At 68.8% G+C, this 19,821-nt stretch carries 21 protein-coding genes; 7 read left to right on the top strand and 14 right to left on the bottom strand.

What is annotated here, in order from left to right; all coding sequences use genetic code 11:
- Window positions 1–70: 70 nt before the first annotated feature.
- Complete coding sequence (locus tag ACIP8Z_RS05465) at window positions 71–517, bottom strand: hypothetical protein (protein WP_402079064.1); 447 nt, start codon at window positions 515–517, stop codon at window positions 71–73.
- A gap of 573 nt (window positions 518–1,090) precedes the next feature.
- Here ACIP8Z_RS05465 and ACIP8Z_RS05460 point away from each other — a divergent pair.
- Window positions 1,091–1,525, top strand: a complete 435-nt coding sequence (locus tag ACIP8Z_RS05460) for a DUF6892 domain-containing protein (protein ID WP_402079062.1) — start codon at window positions 1,091–1,093, stop codon at window positions 1,523–1,525.
- A 31-nt stretch (window positions 1,526–1,556) separates the two neighbouring features.
- On the opposite strand, the gene ACIP8Z_RS05455 is transcribed toward ACIP8Z_RS05460, so the two are convergent.
- The gene (locus ACIP8Z_RS05455; RefSeq protein ID WP_402079059.1) at window positions 1,557–2,807 is read right to left on the bottom strand and encodes a beta-ketoacyl-[acyl-carrier-protein] synthase family protein; all 1,251 of its coding nucleotides are present in this window, start codon (window positions 2,805–2,807) and stop codon (window positions 1,557–1,559) included.
- A gap of 63 nt (window positions 2,808–2,870) precedes the next feature.
- Between ACIP8Z_RS05455 and ACIP8Z_RS05450 the strand changes: the two genes are divergently transcribed.
- A complete protein-coding gene (locus ACIP8Z_RS05450) occupies window positions 2,871–3,488 on the top strand; it encodes a TetR/AcrR family transcriptional regulator C-terminal domain-containing protein (RefSeq protein WP_402079057.1) in 618 nt (205 codons plus the stop codon).
- Window position 3,489: 1 nt separating this feature from the next.
- Here ACIP8Z_RS05450 and ACIP8Z_RS05445 read toward each other — a convergent pair whose 3' ends face one another.
- The 4 genes from ACIP8Z_RS05445 to ACIP8Z_RS05430 form a co-directional block, all read right to left on the bottom strand.
- Window positions 3,490–3,753, bottom strand: coding sequence for a hypothetical protein (locus tag ACIP8Z_RS05445; RefSeq protein WP_402080779.1), 264 nt, complete (start codon window positions 3,751–3,753; stop codon window positions 3,490–3,492).
- A 626-nt stretch (window positions 3,754–4,379) separates the two neighbouring features.
- Entirely contained in the window at window positions 4,380–6,065 is a 1,686-nt protein-coding gene (locus ACIP8Z_RS05440; protein WP_402079054.1) for a SpoIIE family protein phosphatase, read from the bottom strand.
- Between the two features lie 1,473 nt (window positions 6,066–7,538).
- Window positions 7,539–8,222: a hypothetical protein gene (locus ACIP8Z_RS05435; protein WP_402079051.1), complete on the bottom strand. Its 684-nt coding sequence runs from the start codon at window positions 8,220–8,222 to the stop codon at window positions 7,539–7,541.
- Window positions 8,223–8,488: 266 nt separating this feature from the next.
- Window positions 8,489–8,644, bottom strand: a complete 156-nt coding sequence (locus ACIP8Z_RS05430; protein WP_402079049.1) for a hypothetical protein — start codon at window positions 8,642–8,644, stop codon at window positions 8,489–8,491.
- Between the two features lie 215 nt (window positions 8,645–8,859).
- On the opposite strand from ACIP8Z_RS05430, the gene ACIP8Z_RS05425 reads away from it, so the two are divergent.
- Both ACIP8Z_RS05425 and ACIP8Z_RS05420 read left to right on the top strand, forming a co-directional pair.
- Window positions 8,860–9,486 (top strand): DUF6000 family protein, encoded by a 627-nt coding sequence (locus ACIP8Z_RS05425; RefSeq protein ID WP_402079046.1) that lies wholly within the window; start codon window positions 8,860–8,862, stop codon window positions 9,484–9,486.
- A gap of 2 nt (window positions 9,487–9,488) precedes the next feature.
- Window positions 9,489–9,890, top strand: coding sequence for a DUF5958 family protein (locus ACIP8Z_RS05420; RefSeq protein ID WP_402079044.1), 402 nt, complete (start codon window positions 9,489–9,491; stop codon window positions 9,888–9,890).
- A gap of 444 nt (window positions 9,891–10,334) precedes the next feature.
- On the opposite strand, the gene ACIP8Z_RS05415 is transcribed toward ACIP8Z_RS05420, so the two are convergent.
- From ACIP8Z_RS05415 to ACIP8Z_RS05385, 7 genes are all read right to left on the bottom strand, one after another.
- Window positions 10,335–10,643 (bottom strand): hypothetical protein, encoded by a 309-nt coding sequence (locus ACIP8Z_RS05415; RefSeq protein ID WP_402079042.1) that lies wholly within the window; start codon window positions 10,641–10,643, stop codon window positions 10,335–10,337.
- A gap of 164 nt (window positions 10,644–10,807) precedes the next feature.
- The gene (locus ACIP8Z_RS05410; protein ID WP_402079040.1) at window positions 10,808–11,128 is read right to left on the bottom strand and encodes a hypothetical protein; all 321 of its coding nucleotides are present in this window, start codon (window positions 11,126–11,128) and stop codon (window positions 10,808–10,810) included.
- Window positions 11,129–12,324: 1,196 nt separating this feature from the next.
- Complete coding sequence (locus ACIP8Z_RS05405; RefSeq protein WP_402079037.1) at window positions 12,325–12,663, bottom strand: STAS domain-containing protein; 339 nt, start codon at window positions 12,661–12,663, stop codon at window positions 12,325–12,327.
- Window positions 12,660–13,934: a PP2C family protein-serine/threonine phosphatase gene (locus ACIP8Z_RS05400; protein WP_402079034.1), complete on the bottom strand. Its 1,275-nt coding sequence runs from the start codon at window positions 13,932–13,934 to the stop codon at window positions 12,660–12,662. The genes ACIP8Z_RS05405 and ACIP8Z_RS05400 overlap by 4 nt, the downstream gene beginning before the upstream one ends.
- Window positions 13,934–14,737 (bottom strand): alpha/beta fold hydrolase, encoded by an 804-nt coding sequence (locus tag ACIP8Z_RS05395; RefSeq protein ID WP_402079031.1) that lies wholly within the window; start codon window positions 14,735–14,737, stop codon window positions 13,934–13,936. Before ACIP8Z_RS05395 ends, ACIP8Z_RS05400 begins: the two co-directional genes overlap by 1 nt.
- A gap of 489 nt (window positions 14,738–15,226) precedes the next feature.
- Window positions 15,227–16,444: a phosphatidylserine/phosphatidylglycerophosphate/cardiolipin synthase family protein gene (locus ACIP8Z_RS05390; protein ID WP_402079028.1), complete on the bottom strand. Its 1,218-nt coding sequence runs from the start codon at window positions 16,442–16,444 to the stop codon at window positions 15,227–15,229.
- Window positions 16,445–16,808: 364 nt separating this feature from the next.
- A complete protein-coding gene (locus ACIP8Z_RS05385; RefSeq protein ID WP_402079026.1) occupies window positions 16,809–16,970 on the bottom strand; it encodes a hydrophobic protein in 162 nt (53 codons plus the stop codon).
- Window positions 16,971–17,190: 220 nt separating this feature from the next.
- Here ACIP8Z_RS05385 and ACIP8Z_RS05380 point away from each other — a divergent pair, with 220 nt between their 5' ends.
- Window positions 17,191–17,364 (top strand): CsbD family protein, encoded by a 174-nt coding sequence (locus tag ACIP8Z_RS05380; RefSeq protein WP_402079023.1) that lies wholly within the window; start codon window positions 17,191–17,193, stop codon window positions 17,362–17,364.
- Between the two features lie 223 nt (window positions 17,365–17,587).
- On the opposite strand, the gene ACIP8Z_RS05375 is transcribed toward ACIP8Z_RS05380, so the two are convergent.
- A complete protein-coding gene (locus ACIP8Z_RS05375; RefSeq protein ID WP_402079020.1) occupies window positions 17,588–17,983 on the bottom strand; it encodes a DUF4259 domain-containing protein in 396 nt (131 codons plus the stop codon).
- Between the two features lie 259 nt (window positions 17,984–18,242).
- Here ACIP8Z_RS05375 and ACIP8Z_RS05370 point away from each other — a divergent pair, with 259 nt between their 5' ends.
- Both ACIP8Z_RS05370 and ACIP8Z_RS05365 read left to right on the top strand, forming a co-directional pair.
- Complete coding sequence (locus tag ACIP8Z_RS05370; RefSeq protein WP_402079018.1) at window positions 18,243–19,232, top strand: AraC family transcriptional regulator; 990 nt, start codon at window positions 18,243–18,245, stop codon at window positions 19,230–19,232.
- A gap of 132 nt (window positions 19,233–19,364) precedes the next feature.
- The gene (locus ACIP8Z_RS05365) at window positions 19,365–19,733 is read left to right on the top strand and encodes a hypothetical protein (RefSeq protein WP_030326431.1); all 369 of its coding nucleotides are present in this window, start codon (window positions 19,365–19,367) and stop codon (window positions 19,731–19,733) included.
- The last annotated feature ends 88 nt before the right edge of the window (window positions 19,734–19,821 follow it).

Here is a 19,821-nt window from a genome sequence, read left to right as displayed (position 1 = left end):
GCGATCCCCTCACTGTCTGGCTCCACACATGATCACCCGGGGGACAAACGGCTGCTCCCTCGTTGTTCGTTCAGGTCGAGGGCAGGCCGTGTTCGTAGCCCTCGACCTCGTAGTGCATGAGCATGTGCGAGACCGCCTCCCGAACCGGCCCTCGCAGGTAGGGGATGGCGTTCTCCAGGTACGGCCTTGCCTCAAGCAGGCACTCCAGAACCTGGAAATAGACGGCTCCGCGCCGATACTCGCTGGTGTCGGCGTAGACGTCCTCCACGAAGCCGAAACATCGCCACAGCAGGTCGCTGTCCGGTTCCGCACGTTCCAGGGCCGGCTGGAGGACCGGCCTCGTCAAGAGGTTGAGCAGGTTCCCGTACAGATCGTCCCCTGTGTCGACTGTCGGCGGCGCTTCGTCCTGCCGCAGCCCGTGCTTCTCCTCGACCAGACGCCGGGTTTCAGGAATGCGCTGGACCAGCAGAGTCAGGACATCGTCGGAGGCGATCTCAGCGCCGTCTGTCGCCGTCATACGGCGACGATAGGCCATCCTCCAGCCTTCCAGGGCTTGTATATGTCGAGGCAGGATCAGTTGTATCCACCCCCACGCGTGGTCGCCCGGACAGATCCCAGGCAGCGTCTTGTCGGTCATCGGCCGAGCCAGGTGAGGGTACTGGCGAGGGTGATGGCGGCGAGGTAGCGGTCGGGATGTTTGTCGTAGCGGGTGGCGATGCCGCGCCATAGTTTGAGGCGGTGGAAGCGCCGTTCTACGACGTTGCGGCGCGGGTAGGCGTCTTGTGGAACCCGCACGGCCGTTCGCGGCGCCGTTCGCGGCGGTGAGTTGGTCAACGCGTTCGGGGACGGTGGCCTTGATGGGTCCCTCCAGGCCAGCCCGGTGCGGTACTTGGACACGATGCGACCTGGCGGTGATCCCGCCACGGCCACCGGCCACCGGCCCGGCCCCCAGGCGGCAGTAACGGCTCGATCACCGCCCACGCGGCGTCAGGAATCTCCCCATCTCTCACGACCGGACCAGCGATCCGATGATCGGAAAGACGCTCCTAAGCGGAGGACCCGTGTCGTACCTCTGTGGTACCCATGTCCCATGCGCCAGTTCCGCGACTTCAACCTCAAGCTGCTCGTCATCGAGCAGCTCATGTACGGCCCCAAGCCGCTCCTCCCCGTCTACGACCTGCCCGCGCGGCTGGCCGAGCGGGGCATCGCCGACCCCGCTTCCTACGCCCTGAAGAACGGCCTCCACGCGAAGGTACTGCCGCAGTCCCGGGCCCATTTCGAGGCCCTGGACATCCCGGCCGAGCTGCTCGCCCGCGTCGAGGAGCTGTGCTTCGACGCCGGGGCGGACGTCTTCCGACACTGCGCCCCCGCCTGGGACGGCGAGGACGACCTGTTCGACGTCCGCTCGCTCGACGACCTCGCCTTGCTGCCCAACCTGCGGGAGGTCACCTTCGTGGAGGACGGCGTCCTGGCCGTGCCGGACGCGGCGGAGGTCTTCGCCGCACGCGGCATCGATACCGACTAAGCCCTCGCACCCGTTTCGCGGCCCGCCGCCCTCAGCGGGACCCGGCCGGAGAAGGCCGTGCGCCGGTGACTATGAGCGAGACGTTCTGCCCGCCGAAGCCGAAGGAATTGCTGAGCACGGCCTCCTGGGGGACGTCTCGTCGCTCTGTGACGACATCGAGATCGATGTCGGGAGCGATGCCGGCCGCGGTGAGGTTCCGGGTCGGAGGGATGACGCCGTGCTCCACGCTGAGGATGGCGATGAGTGCTTCGATCGCGCCGGCGGCGCCGAAGAGGTGACCGAGTGCCGCCTTGGGAGCTGTCACGGTGGCGCGGCCGAAGACCTCCCCGATGGCGTGTGCCTCGGCGATGTCGCCGATCGGAGTCCCGGTGGCATGGGCGTTGATGTGGCTGATCTGCTCGGGAGTCAGACCGGCTTGCGCGAGGGCTTTGCGCATCGCCGAGATCTGACCGGAGCCGTCCGCGGCGGGTGCCGTGATGTGGTGGGCGTCGGCTGCGATGCCGGCGCCGGCGAGCACCGCGTGGACGCGCGCGCGCCGGGCGCCGGCGTGCTCGGCGCTTTCTAGCACCACGACAGCCGCGCCTTCGCTGAGGACGAATCCGCTGCGGTCCGCGGCGAACGGCCGGGACGCGGAGGCGGGTTCGACGGTGTGCCGCGACAGTGCTTGTGCTTGGGCGAAGCCGGCGACGGTGATCGGTGTGATGGCGGCCTCGGTCCCGCCCGCGATGACCACGTCCGCCTCGCCAGCACGGATGAGCCTGGCTCCCAGAGCGATCGCCTCGGCACCCGAGGAGCAGGCCGAGACGGGCGTGTAGACCCCTGCCCGTGCACCGTATTCGATACTGATCAGCGCCGCCGCCGCATTGGGCATGAGCATCGGGACCGTGCGTGGTGAGACGCGCCGCGTCCCGGCCGCCTCCAGTACGTCGTCTTCCTTCAGCAGCGTCCGTACGCCGCCGATCCCCGTGCCGATCGCCGCTGCGAGCCGGTCCGGGTCCACTTCTGGGGCGCTGGCATCGGCCCAGGCTTCGGCCGCTGCGGCCAAGGCCGCCTGCTGCGAACGGTCGAGCCGTCTGGCCTGCGCCGGAAGCAGCGACTCCGCGGGGTCGACCGCCATCGTCCCCGCGACGATGTCGGGAAGGCCGACACCTTCGTGGCCACGTAGGACGCCGCCGCGGATGCCGGACTTGCCGGCAAGCAGGGCGTCCCAGGTGGACGCCACGTCTGCCCCGAGTGGTGTGATCGCGCCGAGTCCGGTCACGACGACTTCAGTCCCGTGCATGCCCTCTACCTTCTTGTATGCGATACAAGTCAACGTCCTTGTTGTATCACATACAATTTGTGTGTGGACAAGAAGCGAACCGAAGTCCGATCAACGTCGGCACGGTCGCGTGACCGAGGTCGCGCGACGAGGCACCGGCTGATCGAGGCGACTGCACGGCTCTGCATGGAACGGCCCGGCGCCGAGGTGAGTGTCGCGGAGATCGCGAACGCGGCAGGCGTCTTCCCCAACCAGGTCACGTACCACTTCGGCTCCAAGGACTCGCTCCTCGTGCACGCCGCCTTTCTCGGCTTGCTGCACGACGCCCGACGGATCGAGCGCATCGGTCGCCAGGCCCCCGATGCGGCGACGTTCCGGCGCAACATCGCCCGCGCCGTGCTGGCCATGCCCTCGCTCCCGTCAGTCACGCGAGCACTCGCCGCCGGGATCTCCAAGCCCGAACTCGCCCCCGTGGTCGACCAGCACCTTCAGTTGCTGTTCCGGCAATCCGAACGCTTCGTAAGCCAGCTCATCGACAGTCGCGGCTGGAGAGCTCGCCGGCCGCTCAACGTGGAAGCCAGGACGTTCTGGAGCACCGCGCTCGGCGCGGTGCTGCTCGTCCGCGCCGGGGCACATGGCACCGTCGCCGACCTCGACCTCGCCGGAGCACTGACCATCCACGACGAACCCGATCCCGGTTGACTCAGCCGAACAGGCCGGCGACGACGCGCGCGGCTCCCGCCCGACGGTGGCCCTGTCGCTGTCGGAGATCCAGCGCGTCGGCCGTGTCCACCCGGGCCGCGGCCCGGCCCACCGTGCGATAGAGGTCGGTGAAGAACGGATCGGCGAGATGGATGCCGTGCCCGAACACGTCGTGCAGGACGTCCGGTTCCGGCGTGTACAGGGGCATCGCTGAATGCCGTACGTACGGCACGGCATGGACATACCCCTTGGCCGTCGGGCCCAGAAACGCTTGTTCGCAACGATCCCGCCTGCCAGGGTGAAGCGGAGGCCCGTCAGGGCCGGCGGCCGGTTGGAGACCTCCTCGTGCTGTGGGACACCGACGGCCGGAATCGGCGCGACGCCCCGGGCCCCCAGAACTTCCCGGCAGGCCCCGAGGTCCTGCGCGCGCAGCAGCGCGCCGTGCAGGGCGCGCCAGGTGGCATGCTCGGCGTCGGTGTAGTGCACCTCAGGTGAGGGTTTCCCCACCGGGTGGCTTTCCGCCCGTTCGGCGATCAGATTTCCTGCGGCGCACGTAGGCCGGGTCTGCGAAGCCGGGATGCTCCCCGGTGCAGCCCACCGTGGTGCCGCCCGCGTCCAGCGGAGTCGGACTCATCCAATCGATCATGAACGGCATCGTGGACCGCCAACCGCTTCACCGGGCTGGCCTCGCCGTGCACCTCACCCACACCAGCGACCCGGCACCCGACCGCGAGCACTCACCGATTCGGCTCGCCAACGTTCTATCCAGGTGCGCGGCCCGGCCGATGGTGCTCGTCCCGGGTCCCGGCGCAAGCCGTTGCGCGAACAGAATCACAACAGGTGGCCGCGAAACGATGCTTCGCCGCTCCCGTGCCGTGGAGTGCCGGTCGGTCAGGTGTTGGATGGCATGTCGACGGCGGGTACACGCACGGAGAGGAGGGCGACGTCGTCGTCGTTGTCCGAAGGCCGGACCTCGTCGATGAGCCGTTCGCAGAGGACGCCGAGAGTGTGATGGGCGGCAGCCGCGGCGTAGCGGCGGAGTCGGGCGAGACCGTGGTCGATGCCGTGCTTCCGGGACTCGATAAGCCCGTCGGTGTACAGGAGCAAGGTCGAGCCGGGCGGCAGGTGGACGCGGTCCCGTCCCCGGGCGACGCTGATGCCGGTGCCCAGGAGCACACTGTGCGGAGTGTGCAGGTATTCGGCGCGGCCGTCGTGGGTGAGCAGCAGGGGCGGCGGATGGCCGGCGTTGGTCCACTCCCAGGTCCAGCCGGCTTGCGTGGAGAAGGCGAGGCGGCCCAGGACGAGGGTGGCTGTGGACAGGTCGGCGGCGCGCGCCATCACCTGATCGAGCTGACCGACCGCGTTGGGCGGGTGCGGCTCGGACCATGCCAGGGCACGGAGCATGTTGCGCAGCTGCGCCATCCGGGCGGCCGCCTCCAGATCGTGGCCGGCGACATCGCCGATGACCAGGCCGGTTGTGTCGTCGGGAAGCGGGAACGCGTCGTACCAGTCGCCTCCGACCTGCGAGGCGTCGGGCGCAGGCAGGTAGCTCGCATGCAGCTCCACCCCTGGTACATCGGGCAGGCGAGGCAGCAGGTGGCGCTGCATGGTTTCGGAGATCCGGCGCTGGCGCTGGTAGAGACGTGAGTTGGAGATGGCCAGTCCAGCGCGGCGTGTGATGTCTTCCAACAGCGACAGGTCACGGGTGGCGAACGGCACAGGGTTGTCGCCGCGGCCCAGGGTGAGGGCACCCAGGACTTCGCGCGGGCCGCGGATCGGGGCGATGGCAGCCGAGTGCATGCCGGTGGCGGCGAACAGCTCGTGCTGGACCACGGCGATACCGGAGTCGGGCTCGCCCTGGTAGACCTGCGGCCCGGCCAGGGAGGCGCCGCTGCCGCGCAGGGCCCGTGACAGAGGCAGGGGGGACTGCGCAGTGACGGCGGGGATCGGCCCCTCCAGCTCCGGGTGCCTGAGTAGACGGCCTGCCTGGTGCTCGACGGCGTGGGTGCGTCGGATGTCACCGCCGTCCGCTATGAGGTCCACGATCATCCAGTCGGCCAGACGGGGAAGCACCAGGTGCGCCAGCCGGTCGACGGTCTCCTGCTCGTTCAGCGTCGAGGTCAGGGAGGTGGTGGTCTCGGCGAGGAGAGCGAGGCGGTCGAGCTCCGGCAGTGTGCCCTCGGCCTCGGCGGTCACCTCGACCGGACAGGGGTGGAAGAGCACCAGCGTGCCGGAGTCGTTCGCGGCAGGGTAGGGGATGGCAGTCCAGTGGACCGGCAGCAGCAGGCCGTCTCCGCGGAGGAAGCACAGGCCCTCGCCGCTGCACGCGGCGCGAGACAAAACCGCGTGCATGACCGGGCACAGCGCCCGGGGGCCGGTGTTGCCGCCGGAGTCGCGATGCAGCAGCTCGTGGTGGTCGCGGCCTAGCGCGGCCTCGAGAGTGAGGCGCAGCAGCTTCAGGGCGCAGTCATTGACCGAGACGATCCGCCCAGCCTCGTCCACCACGTAGCTGCCGAGTTCACCGACAGCGGGAGCAGTGACTGTCGGTGTGGCTCGCGCCGGGTCCTGCCTTCGCATACGGTTGCACCCTTCGCGCCTCGGATTGACAGGTCCACAGAACCGTCTCAGTAGATCACGCGGCTTGGACGGCCAGGAGCACCCCGCACCCCCGCAGGACGAGGGGCCTGCCTGCCCCTCACCCCGCACCCCTGCAGGACGAGGGGCCTGCCTGCCCCTGGACCCCGGAACCGATCGTGCACTGAGCCGGCGAGTGTTCCGGCCGTTTCGCGCACCCGAGGCAGCCGAGGCAGCCGACCGCCGGCACCAGCCTGGGCTTTCGCCTGGCAGGCGGTTTCGCCGGTCCACCCCTGATGAGGATGGCCGCTGCTTGCTCCTCTTGGCGGCCCTCGCCAGCCGGCTCACTCAGCGGACTGGCAGCTTGCATTTCGACCGCGACGGCGTGGTCTGCGAACAGGCCCTCAGCCCCCCGATCCACCTCTGCCTTGTGGCGCACTCTGGATCATCGCCGGCCTCCAGGTCGTCTGCTGCGGGAGCCGGACTCCGTGCCTGTGGACGGTACGGGATGCGAGCAGACGGCGAACCGCGGCGGGGGAGTGGCCGGTGTCAGCGTCAGGCGTCAACCCTCGCCGCCGCATGTGGAGGGCGGGGTGGCGCTGGGCCTCGGCGGAAAGGGTACCGGCTGTCAGTAGGCGGCTCTCGAAGCGGAGGCGGGAACGTGGTTCGGACGTGGCGAGTGGTGTGGCCGAGGTTCGATCTGGCGCCTCGTGCAGGTGCTACGCCCTCAGTGGCTTTCGCCCGGGAACCGAAGCTCCCCGTCACGTTGAAGGCGGGGAGCAGGTCGTTGCGTCGCGTCGGTACCTCGCCTCGACTGGGGTACCTCCCGAATCGCATGCATGTATGCCTGCCGGGAGACGGGCGAGTGCATGAGAGGGGCCTCCTCGGGCACCCGAATGGGGAGAGAGCTCCATCCATCCCGACCTAGCGAGCTGGTGTGATCATGGGAAGCGACGTCCAGACCGCCCCTCCGACTTGTCCAGGCCCGTGGGAGCCGCAGCTGGCGCCCCCTACGAATACGGTCCCTCCCGGCCCGCCGGCCCCACCGCCGGAGCCGAGTCCCGATCGCGGCCACACAGAGGCGACGATGGGTACGCCGCCCAACGACCCGGTCCCGCCGAGCCCCACCCCTGCCCCTGGACCTGGTCCTGGCCCGCAGCCGGGACCGGTACCCGGTCCGGTACCCGCGCCGGGCGGCCCTGACCCCGTGCCGCCGGCTCCACCGCAGCCCGAGCCGGACCCCCAGCCAGGCGGCCCGCGCCCGGAGCCAGGTCCCCATCCCGGTCCACTGCCTGGACCGGTACCCGCGCCGGAGCCGCTCACCTGACGGCTGTCGCTGCTTCCGTCCGCACCAGGGTCGGTGGGCGGTCCCCAAGGCCGCCCGTCTGTCGACCTGCCGTTGCCGGCCATGCTCCCGCCGATGAGCAGGGTGCCTCACCGCGTTGGCTACGACGCCCTGCATTCCGCACGTGACGGTCACTCGGTGGCGGCCGTGATCGCCACGAAGATGAGGCCCGCCGTCACGGCCCACAGCACCAGCGCTCCGAGCGTGGCCAGCACGCGCATGTAGACGGGGTAGACACCGACGCTCTCCGCGGGGTCGCCCGGGTGGTAGCAGATCTCGATCTCGCTCGCGTACGCGTCCCGGTAGTAGCTGTGGGTCTTGCCGCTCGGGTCCGTGTACTCGTAGATCCCCCTCTTTCCGTCCGGACTGGTGCGCACGGCCATCACCGTGATGCCGCGCCACGGGAGGAGCCACATCTTCGTGGCCCGCTGTGCCGTGACGCCGCTCGCGGCGTTGAAGAGCACCGTCACGATTCCCATCGGCACCGCAAGCAGGAGCATGCCCGGCTCCCCGTGCATGACGAACAGCACGCTCGTCCCGATAAGCGTCGCGAGACCGGGTGCGAGGGTGACCAGGAGCCACACCCCGGCTCGTGCCTGCGCGCCTGCGCTGACGGGTGTAAGGGGCGTGGGCGGAGTCCGCAGGGAGCGGGTCGTCACCAGCGCGGCGCCGTCGAAGGACGGGTCCGACTCCGGCAGCCTGGCCAGAGCCGTGCCCACCGCCGTCGCGAACAGGCTGACCGCGGCCGCGTTGCTGCCCTCGAACCGGTGGACGACGGGCGTGGCTCCGGCCGGGACCCGCAGCTTCACAGTCACGGCCCGGCCGTCCGGTACGACGTCCCGAACTGCCCGCAGAGGTAGGCATGTCTCTTCGTCCCCGCGGCGCAGCGTCAGTGCGTCATCCTCATAACGGAGAACGGTGCCGCCGCGGCCGCGCAGGACAGGGGCAGACGGTGTGGTTGTCATGGACGTGATCGTAAGGGGGCGCGGGTTCGTCGGAACCTTGGGAGGCTTGCGCCCGTAGAGCTGGATATCTACGCCGTAAAGTCGACTCACCGATGCCACCAAACGACTGACTGTCTCTACGTACCGCACACGACCCGGGAGGTGTCGGGGAGGCGGGGCTGGAGGTGTGCGCCCAGGTAGCCCGAGAAGTTCTCGGCCTCGCAAGGCAGGCACAGGAACCAGTCCCCGCAGGTGGTCATGGCCGCGTCCACCTTGCCGGGGCATCCGATCACGGCGGGAGTCTGCATAGCCTGAGGGCGGACCCCAGGGGGCGTCCCCAAGGAGCACGACCCGATGCCCCGCAAGGAGCACGACCCGATGCCCCGAGCGATGTGGAACGGCGCCATCAGCTTTGGTCCGGTGACTTCTCTGAACCAGTAATCAGGGTCCGTTGAAGCAGTCGGCAAACCTGTGGCAGATGCGGTCCGTCTCGGGCCAGGATGCGGCTATGCGTGATGTCAGGAGTGATCCCGAGTTGCAGGGTCTGGTTCGGCGGTTCGTCACGCCTGATCGGCGATACCTTCGGTTGGGCGGGAGCGTTTTCCGGTTGAGCCCGGTCGAGCGCTCCGCGTTCGTGCGGGGTCTGGCTCAGGCTGCGTACGAAATCACTCCGGCGGAGCTCGACGTCCTCTTCGAGGGTGGATGGCGCGAGCGCAAGACTGCCGCCTGGATGGTCGCTGTGGCCCACAGGTCCGAGTACCGCGAGCTCATAGGCCAGCTCCTACTGGCCAGCGAGGGGCCGTACGCGGGCGCGGCATACTGCGTCGCCCTTGCGAAGTTCGGTACTGCAGCGGACGCCGAACTCCTCAGTGCATACCTCGATCACTACTTGTCGCGTCCCGACCTCGACTACGACCAGGCAGTCGTCCTCGGGACGCTCCTGTACCTCGATGAGATGCTCGGATCCGAGTACGCAGCACGGTTCCACGCCCCGGGCGGCCCATGGGGTCGATGGCTCGAAGTCCGGGCCGTGGCGGCCCTCGACCCGCAAGACTGCCAGCAGGCCGTGCAGCAACTTTGCGCTTTCGTCGACGAGACCGCTGAGGTCTTCGCCTCGCTGGATTCCGATAGCTGATCATGACCGAGCGAGACATCATCCTCAACCAACTCGCCCAAGGTCTGCGCCCAATGTCACAGGGCAGCGAGTGGTTCGACACTCACGGCCCGAAGGAGCAGGCCGAGATACTCCTGTTCCTGCGCCATCACTGCGTCCAGGCCCGCGCCGTCACCGAAGACGGACCTGAGAGCATCCGCCGTGCCGGGCTGCGCCCGACGCACACACCTGCAGTTCTGATCACCCGCGGCCCGATCGACCAGCAACTGGGTAAAATCGCCGGCCTCACCCCTGCCGATGAGCGCCGCAAGGCGTTCCGGCTGCTGGTCGCGGTACTCGCGGTCGCGGACGAACGGCGCCGCGAACGCATCTGCTGCGGCGGATGCGGTCACTGGTGGCACAACCTGCCCATCGTCGACGGGTGATGAAGAGTCCCCGCGCTGCTGTTCTCCGCCCCTGCACTCACGCTGGCGGCTCGTCAGCAGCTCTTCGGCCCGGGCAGCCGCTCCACGACCTGCGGCACACGGCCGCGTACCGGATGGCCCGGGACCCGCAGCTCTGTCCGGGATGCCGCTGCCCACCGCGGGCGCCGTCGAGGCCGTTGCGTTCATCCACGCCGGCAGCGTCGACCCCGTGTCGTTCGGAGCGGGCAACCCGCACTCGACCGCGTGACGCTCGCGGCAGTCAGACGAAGCGGGCGAAGTTCCGGTCAAGACGCGGACGGGAGGCGGAGCCGCGTTGATGAGGAAGGCGATGAAGAACAGCACCGCCGCATCTAGCCCAACGTGCCCGGGCTCCTACCGCAGGGTGGTGTCCGTAAGCTTCCGTATCAGTCCCCCTGTAGGCCGAGTCGGCTGTTCTCCGGCAGGTCAGAGGTCGCTGTCGATGCCTGTGACGGCCGGCTGTGCGAGTGGGGCGTCGGCTTCCGCGATTCCTGCCTCCTGCAGTGCGGTCGAGACGAGCCTCGTCGCGTCGAGTTTGGCCTCGTAGCGGTCGGCGGCTTCGACCTCGAGTCGGATGGCGAACGTGCCGTCCTCGTTGAGTGTCAGCAGGTTCACGCCCTCGTTCTCGCTCACGTCTGTGTGCTGGGGGGACAGTTTCCGTTCGAGGGCGGCGCGCTGGGAGTCGGTGATGTCCGAGGTGAACGTGCCGGGAACGGTGATGACGAACGTGGTCATGGGGGCTCCTCGCGTGGGACGGAGTGTGTGCGTCGCTCTGCTTGCCTCATCCTCGGTGATGACCTTGGTCCGGGAGGCTTCTGACATGGCATCGGGCCGCAGTGGAGAGTTGGTGTGTCGCGGCTCTGATCTCAGGCGTTCATGTGAGGTGGATGGGGTACGCGTCACGAGGCGACGTGATGCGTGCGTGCGCGCCCGGGGGCGGTGCGATGCGTGCGTGCGCGGCCAGGGGCGGCGTGGTGTGCGGGCTTGTCGCCCGGGGCGGTCTGGAAGCGCCGCAGCCAGACGGAGGCAGTGGCGAGCAGGCCGGCGAAAACTCCCAGGAGGAGAAGGGAGACCCACATCTGCCGACTTCCGGGATGGGTCCGTCCGGTCCAGGCCGCGGCTGCCGCCCACAGGAGGACGCCGGCCGAGTAGAAGTCGCGAACCCGGCGCAGTTGCCGTGCGGCCCGCAAGAGCATGAGGCGTTCAGTCTTCGTCGACATGCACGCCCGTGTACCCCGATCCGTGCTGTCCATCAGCGGCTGCTGGGAACTGTTCGGCCGGTCATGAGGCCCGTTCTTGGTGCTGCTCACCGATCCAGACGATGTCCGGTACGGACAGGTGCCGGGAGAGACCGGTTGATCACGCAGACGGCGGACGGTTGCCCGATGCTTTCGGCGCGCTCGTTTTCGCCCTCAGGGGCGCCGGTGTTCCCCTGCGGCCGGCCCCACGGGACTGCAGCATGATGTCGAGGACGTCGCGGACCGTTTCCCTGGCGGGTGCGGGGGAGCCCGGTAGGCGTCTTCGCGGCGGCCGGGGTGCAGCCGCACCGCCCGGTCAGCGGTCACCGGCGGGGCCGGAAGCCGTCGCCGAGGTCGACGAAGCGGGTCTCGTCCCGTGCGGAGTCCGTGGACTGGTCGACGGCCGGAGCCGCGTGCGACGAGCCGCACCTGCCGGGTGCGCACGATGTCGTGCAACGGGGTGAGGCCGCAGGCTGCGGCGGGAGTCCTCAAGGGCCTTGCCTCAGTCCGGCCCGGATGCGGGCACGCAGACACCGGCACGGCGGTCGGCGCGCAGCCGCACAAGAAGCTACCCGTGTCGCCCTGCTGCGGGTGGGGGACCGGCTCGGTGGCGCGCTGTGCGGTCAGCCGTACGTGCCAGCCGTGGAGCTCGCTCGGCTTGCGTCGCTGCGTCCTCGGCGGGACCGGATCGGCGGGGTCGCGAACCGCGGCCGCATGACTGATGATCCGTGCAGGCACTGTTCTGGTGAATTGAACGGCGTACTAGCAGATCACGGCCATTCAGCCCGCCCACTCGGGCAGGCGTCAAAATTGCCTGCACGAAGGGTTCCGTTCATGCATCCGCCGGTGACCAGGAAATTCTTGCCCCCGGCAGGAGGCAGCAGCCGGTGGACGTCCCACTGCGGGACCTGAGGTGCGGAGAGCATGGCGGGCTCCCGGGAGCTCGGAGTGGTCGGGAGGCGGGTGGGGCCGCACATTCATGGCCTGCCCGCCCCAGTCCCACGGTTCCTCACGCCCCCTACATTGCTACGACAGGTCGATGTCCCCACCGGCAGCCTTCCGACACTGCGCGGCCAGCGGCGCATCGACCTCGCCCTGCGACGGTCCGTCTTGGGTGTCACGAATATGTGCGGCGCCCTTGCAGCCCAAAGCTTCCAACACAGCCCGGGGCTCTGAGGTCAGGGCGCGAACGCGGATTCGGCGTCGGGATGGAGCGGGAAGACCTGGTCCAGCCCGACGACGCGCAGGACGCGAAGAGCATGGGCCGGAACCGCGGCGAGCGCAATGTCGGCTCCGACGGCATGGGCGTGGTTGCGGGCGGCGATCAGTGCACTGATGCCGCTGGAGTCGCAGAACTCCATGCGGGCGAGATCCAGGACGAGCCTGTGGCCCCGCTCCAGCGGAAGGGTTTCGAGGAGCGCGCGGAGGGCTGCCGAGGTGTCGAAGTCGAGGTCCCCGATGACTTCCACCACCGGCCCTTTCGGAGTGTCCCGGACCGCGATGTCGAGTGGGCTCATACCGACTCCTCAAGGGCGGGGACGCCAAGGGCAAGGAGGGCGGTGTCGTCGTCGAGGCCGTCGCCGAAGTCGTCCAGCAGTCCGGTCAGCGCCTCCATGACTGCGGCCGGGGACCGGCCGGCGTGGTCGGTGGCGAACGCGCGCAGGGCTTCGTCTCCGTACAGGTCGGTCCGGCTTTCGCCGGTGCGTGCTTCGGTGAGGCCGTCGGTGTAGAGCAGGAGGGTGTCGCCGGGGCCCAGGGTGGTGGTGGCAGGGGTGAAGGGGGCGGTGGGCAGGATGCCGATGAGAAGACCGCCGGGGGTGGGGAGGAAGTCGGCCGTGCCGTCGGCGCGCAGGACCAGGGCAGGCGGGTGGCCGCCGGAGGCGAGGCGGACAGTGACCTGCCCGGTGTTCGGCTGCGGTTCAAGGGTGCCGAAGATGGCGGTGCAGTAGCGGGGGTCGCCGCCGCTGTAGCGCTCGTGAAGAACCCTGTTCAAAGTCGTGAGAGTGGAGACGGGGTCGGGGTCGTGGAGGGCTGCGGTGCGCAGGGAATAACGGGTGAGCGAGGTGACTGCAGCGGCTTGCGGGCCCTTGCCGCATACGTCACCGAGGAAGAAGGCGAAGCGGGTGGTGTCGAGGGGGAAGACGTCGTAGAAGTCGCCGCCGAGCCGGTCGGGTGAGGCGGTCCGGTAGTGCGCCGTGCTCTCCATGCCGGGTATGGGCGGCAGGGTGTCGGGCAGCAGCGATGACTGGAGTACGGCGAGCGCGTCCTGAAGGCGCGCCCGGTCGGCTTCGGCCTGCCGGTGTGCTTCCTCGGCGGCCTTGCGGGCCCGCAGGAGTTCCTCTTCGTAGGCGCGGCGGTCGCGGGCATCGAAGAGAGAGGTGCGGATGAGCAGGGGCTCACCCGAGGCGCCGCGCTTGATCACGGACGAGACCAGCACCGGCATCCGGGCGCCGTCGGCAGTTTTCATCTCCAGGGCGACGCCACCGATCTCGCCCTGCATGCGCAGCAGCGGCGCGAAGTGCGTCTCGTGATACAGCTTGCCCCCCACGGTCAGCAGGTCGGTGAACCTCAGCCGGCCCACCACCATCTCCCGGTCCAGACCAAGCCAGTCGAGCAGCGTCGTGTTGATCTTCGCGATGGTCCCGTCCATCAGGGTGGACAGGTACCCGCACGGCGCGCACTCGTACAGCTCCTCGGCACTGTCCTCCAGCAGCGCGGCGAACGCCGCGCCCGAGATGTCCTCGTCGTCGGCGTCGTGCGGGTCGCTGTGCTGACCCGTGCGGCACATCAACGCAGGCCTGCCAGAAAACCGGTGATCGCCTCGTTGGTGGCTTCGGGCGCGGACATGTGCGGGCAGTGCCCGGTCGCGTCCAGGGTGAGCAGCGTCGAGCCGTGGATCGTCCGGTGCACAAAGGCGCCGACCTCGCGCGGGGCGATGGCATCTTGGGTGCAGTCCAGCACCAGCGTCGGCACGCTCACCTTCTTGAGGTCCTCCCGCGAGTCGGACAGGAAGGTGGTGCGGGCGAAGACGCGTGCCATCGCCGGGTCGGTGGCACAGAAGCTGTTGGTCAGCTCCTCACCGAGCTCGGGCCGCTCCCCGTTCCCCATGATCACCGGGGCCATCGCCGCCGACCACCCGAGATAGTTCGACTCCAGCGCATCGAGCAGCTCCTCGATGTCCTGCGCGCTGAACCCGCCCCGATATCCCTCGTCGTCGATGTACCGGGGGGAGGGCGCCACCATCACCAACGCCCCGATCCGCTCCGGCGAGATCTGGGCGGCCAGCACACCGATCATCGCGGAAACCGAATGCCCCACGAACACCGCGCCTCGAAGGTCGAGCACATCACACACGTCCACCACGTCCTGCGCGTAGCCGCTGAGCGACGCATAGCGGGTCTCGGAGAACGCGGAGAGATCCGAGCGCCCCGAGCCCACGTAGTCGAAAAGCACCACCCTGTAGTCCTTGACCAAGGCAGGGACGGTAAGGCGCCACATGTTCTGGTCACAGCCGAACCCGTGCGCCAGAACCACCGTCGGGCCATGGGGATTGCCGGTGACCGTGACATTGTTCCTGCGCTGGATATCCATACCCAGCAGTCTCTCAGGCCCGGCGGACCGCTCCCGCACGCCTGGGATCGCCCCCCACACTCCACCCCCCCGCCTTCACATGTCCCTGAGGCAGCCTCGAGGGCACGGCATGACGTTTGTCGACGCCGCCAGCCCGCTGGCCGCAGGTGCGCCGCACGATGCCGGCCGGGGTTCAGCGCGCGTCACCGACACGAGTGAGTGCCAGGGTGCGTGCGTGTGGCTTTGATGCGTACGAGGGGAAGGCGTGCGCGTGATCACTACGGATCTTCAGTGCTGGGGCAGCTCGGTCCTGAGCAGAGCGGGGGTAAGCCTCGATGGACACGCGGGGGCGGTGCTCCAGCAGGGGGTGGACGCCGTGTCCGTCCGCACAGGGGTACTCGTGATCGACGTGCACGGCGGAGTGACCATGGACGAAGGCGGGGTTCCTGAAGCAGCCGGAGCCGTGCCCGGGTCGGCGATGGGCCGGAGCTCCGTGTTCGTCGGGTGTGGTTACAGGTAGTGGCGGATGGGGCGTACCGCGGCCTCTCCGGCTCGTCGCAGCAGCGAGCGCCGCCTCCAGCGGTCCGGATGTATCGGCTCGCTGGCCTTGAGGTCCTCGTCGTAGTGTGTGTCGAGGGTGGAGGTGAACTCGGTGTCCATGACCGCGAGCATGACCTCTTCGTCGTGATCGAGGGACCGGCGGTTGAAATTGGTGGAGCCGATCAGGGAGACGACTCCGTCCATGGTCATGACCTTCGCGTGCATCATGGTCGGCTGGTATTCGTGGATGCGTACGCCGCAGGCGATCAGCGCTTCGTAGTGGTGCTGACCGGCCAGCTGGCACACTCGCTTGTCGGTGTGGGGGCCTGGCAGGAGAAGCTCGACCTCGACGCCGCGCCGGGCCGTCGCACACAGCAGGTCGACGAAGTAGGTGTCGGGGGCGAAGTAGGCGGTCGCGAGACGGACTCGTTCCTCAGCCGACTCGAAAATCACGCGCATCAGGGTCTGCATGTCTTGCCAGCCGAAGCTGGCCGAGCCGCGGACCACCTGCACGATGGCGCCCCCGCTGGGCTCGTGGCTGACGAACCGGTCGTGCTCGTCGAAGAGTTCCGCGTGGCATTCGGCCCAGTTCTGTGCGAAGGCGGCGGCGATGCCGTCGACGGCGGGCCCGTGCACTTCGACGTGGGTGTCCCGCCACTCGCCGGGGTTGCGTGCGTCACCGCACCATTCTTCGGCGATTCCGACACCTCCGGTGAAGGCCGTCTCCTCGTCGACCACGAGGACCTTGCGGTGGCAACGGTGGTTCTGCTTCAGGGGGGAGAGGTAGAGCGGTTTGCGGAACCAGGCGACCTCTACCCCGCCCTCGCTCATCCGGTCCAGCAGGTCCTGCTCGATCAGGCGGCTGCCGAAACCGTCCAGGAGCAGCCGCACTCTCACCCCCGCGCGCGCCCGGTCGGTCAGGGCGTCGGCGAAGCGCCGTGCGATCTCGCCCCGCCAGTACACGAAGGTCATCATGTCGATGGTGTGGCGGGCGCTTCCGATCGCGTGGAGCATCCCGGCGAAGATCTCGTCCCCGTTGCGCAGGGGCCGTACCGAGTTCCCCTCGGTGGCCGCGATGCCGATGAGCCGCTCCAGACGTCGGCGAATGCGGTGGATCCGCTCCTCCGGCGTGCCGTGTCTTGTAGCGGCGCCTGCTGCGATGGCGAGCGGGTGGTCTCTGTCGGTCATACCGCACTCCTCGGTCGGGCCAGGGGGACTCCGGCCCCTGCCCGATGGCGTCGATGACTCTGGTGCCGGACTCCGGAGCGGCCCGGGGCGAAACGCTCCCGCCCGCGCAGACAGATCACGGGGAGGTCCTCGTCGGCCTCCCGGGACGGTGTGCCGACGGAGGCTCGACCGCCATCTGTGGGAGCGCCTGGATGTGGAGGTCGGCCCTCGCCCCCCGGAGGCATGCCTGGCCTCTCCGTGCTGCTTCACCACCAGGGCGCGTCCGGAGATCGTGGAGGGCTAGTTGTCTGCACACATGGTCGTGAGCCCACCTTCCCTCGGGTAGTGGGCCCACGGCCATGCGGTTCGGGGATGCGTGGTGTCGTTACCAGCGGTACCAGCGGCCGCTGCTTCCCTTCGGTCGGGCGACGAACCCGATCAGCCACAGGACCAGTACCACGACGGCAACCCACCACAGGACGTTCAGTGCGAAGCCGGCGCCGAACAGGATGAGCACGAGCAGAAGAACGAGAAGCAGGGGAACCATAGATATCAACCTCCGAGGCGCCGTATGCCCCACCGACCTTCGGTCATGCGTGCGATGTTCGGGGGAGTTCGTTGGGCGACGCGTCGTCCTGCCTGGCCTGCAGCGGCACGGGAGGCGAACCGCGCCGCCCGATCGCCGGTGACATGCATGAGGTTTGGGTGCGGTGATCGGGAGCAGGTGCCGGTCGAGACCAATTCAGTTCTTACAGGAGGAGGTCCCGATGTCGGGCACGGAGAAGAGCAAGGCGCGCGTCGAGCAGGCCAAGGGCGCGGCCAAGGAGGCCGCGGGGCGCACGGTCGGCAACGAGCGGCTGACCGCCGAAGGCCTCGCGGACCGGGCCAAGGGCAAGGCCCGTGAGGCCAAGGAAGACGTCAAGGACAACTTCCGGCACTGACAGTTCGCCATCGCGCTCTGGGCCCCGATCCATCTCCTCAGATCGGGGCCCAGCCACGTGCGGGACGACACGGCGCGGAGGCGGGTGCGGCCACCGGCTGACGCCCCCGCGCGCGGGGAGGGTCCTCAGTTCGAGGCCCGGGTCGCCGGACTCCTCGAATGCTCCCCTGGCTTTGTTCACGGGCAGCGGTTCTGGCTCGACTTCCGTGCTGAGTGACGCTCCGTTACGGCTGGCCGTCGAAGAGAGCAAGGGAAGGGGGTGGCGGGGCAAGCACTGCGCGAAGGTGCGTGAGTACGGCTCGCCACTGCTTCCAGTCCTCCGGGTCGGCCCAGTTTGAGGCCGGCCCGTCCTCGTCGCTGGCGATGCGGGCGAGGGCTTCGTCGGCGAGTGCCCGAAGGTCGGAAGGGAACACGGGCATGGGTGTTTCCGGACCGTAGGACATGTCGCCGGGTTCGCCTCCCAGGCATTGCGCCGCGATCAAGGCAGCGGCGGCCACTGCCTCTTCTGACACTTCCTCCGGAGTCTGGATTCCTGATGCGGTGGTCCTGCTTCCAAAAAGCGGAACCGCTGGGCCGGTGCCGCGACAGGGCCAGGCGTGGGTGCACACCCGGCGCTTCATGACGTTTTCGCTTACGGCGTGAGCGGGGGATCAGCCGGGCGAATCGGCGCTTATACGTGCGCCTTGGTGATCGCTGCAGGGTCATCCGGAAAAGCGTATTCCCAAGGTGTTCTCTCGGTGCGTCCGCTGGAACGTGGTATCCGGAAGATGATCAAGGAGTGTGTAGCGGCGGCCCTGCTGTTCTGGCCCTGCCCGGGATCCGCTCGGGGCCGCCCGGGTCACTTGCGCCTGCTGTTCGTGTCGCTGTAAACCCTTGGCCATGTTGCCCGAGAGATCGTTCCGCAGTGAAGAATTGGCACCCGGTGACCGATTCGACTGTTTCGCGGCCCTCATGGCCGAGACACACGCGCCGATGGAAATGGAAAGCGACTATGCCACCGAATTCCAAGTGAACCAGCGCGTCATTTCTCTGGGGGAGGTGGCGGTCTACCCAGCGGAATGCCAACCCCTTGTCTTCCGTCGCACCGCGAAGCTCATCCGGAAGGCTGATCCCGAGGCGTACCACCTTTCCCTCATCCAGCGCGGGGAAGGACACGTCACCCTCGGCAAAGAGACCCGTACGCACCGCGCGTACGACCTGCACACCAGCGACACTTCCAGGGTCTGGGAGATCCAAACCGGCCGTGAGCCCCTCCGCTTCATCGGCGTGGAGATACCCAAGGCGCTGCTGCCCCTGCCCGCGCGGGAAGCCGACCGCGTGATCGGTGGGAGGTTGTCGGCACGAGAGGGGACGGGGGCGCTGCTGGCGCAGTTCCTGACCCGGATGGTGGCGGACAGCAGGTCGTACCGGCCATCTGAGGCACCCCGGTTGCGGACCGTACTGGCTGATCTGGTCGCCGCGGTCTTCGCCGGTGCCCTCGACGCGGAGCGCAGTCTGCCGTACGAGACGCACCGGCGGACACTGGCTCTCAGCATCAGGACCTTCATCCGGGAGAACGCCGACGACTCCCGGCTGGATGTCCCCTCGATTGCCGCCGCGCACCACATCTCGGTCAGCTACCTCCACCGGTTGTTCCAGCAGGAGGGGGACGGCACCACGGTGGGGAGGGCCCTGCTGCGGCAGCGCCTGGAGCACGCGCGTCGTGACCTGCTCGACCCGCTGCTGCGGGAAATGCCCGTGCACGTGATCGCCGCACGCCGTGGCTTCAGCCACGCGGCTGCCTTCAGCCGCGCGTTCCGCGACGCCTACGCGATGACCCCCACCGCCTACCGCCAGACGACGCCCACGACCACCGGGGGCGGCGAGTAGACGGATCGTCAAGGCGCTGTCGACGCCTGGCCAACGACTCGGCCGGCTCCGTTCCACACAATGATTCACGTTCGAGCGGGGCCCGCCGAGTCCGGTGTGGATCCCTGTGGCAGTCAAGGAAATGGAGCTCCCATGAAGATGGGCATGCGTCGTGCCGCCGTTGGTCTCTTCGCTCTCGCGGCGATCGCCGGTTCGTCCCCGGCCTTCGCCTGGTCGCAGACGCACTACGGGGCCAAGGCGTGGACCGAACAGTCCGACACGGTCATGAACATCCGCGACCTGGAGGCGGACGGCAACTCCGTGAAGGCCGAGTACTACCGCAACGCCCACCCGGCCGACAAGCTCACGCTGTGGAACAAGGCCGGCGCTGAGGGCCCGGCCGACAACGACGGCAACCCGGGCACGGTGGAGAGCGGCAAGCACTCCACCATCTTCCGCGGCCAGGCCTGCGAGGTCCGCAACAACCTGCCCGACCTCTGCGGCGGTATGGAGTCCTTCTGAGCCGGCCGCCCTGCGGCCCGTGAACGCCCGTTCCCTACCGGGGCGTCACCCCGCAGGACCTGACAACCGCTCGTCGCGCGCCGGGAGG

This window comes from Streptomyces sp. NPDC088553 (genome assembly GCF_044752965.1).
Taxonomy (GTDB): Bacteria; Actinomycetota; Actinomycetes; order Streptomycetales; family Streptomycetaceae; genus Streptomyces.
This window is presented reverse-complemented; position numbering and strand designations above follow the sequence as displayed.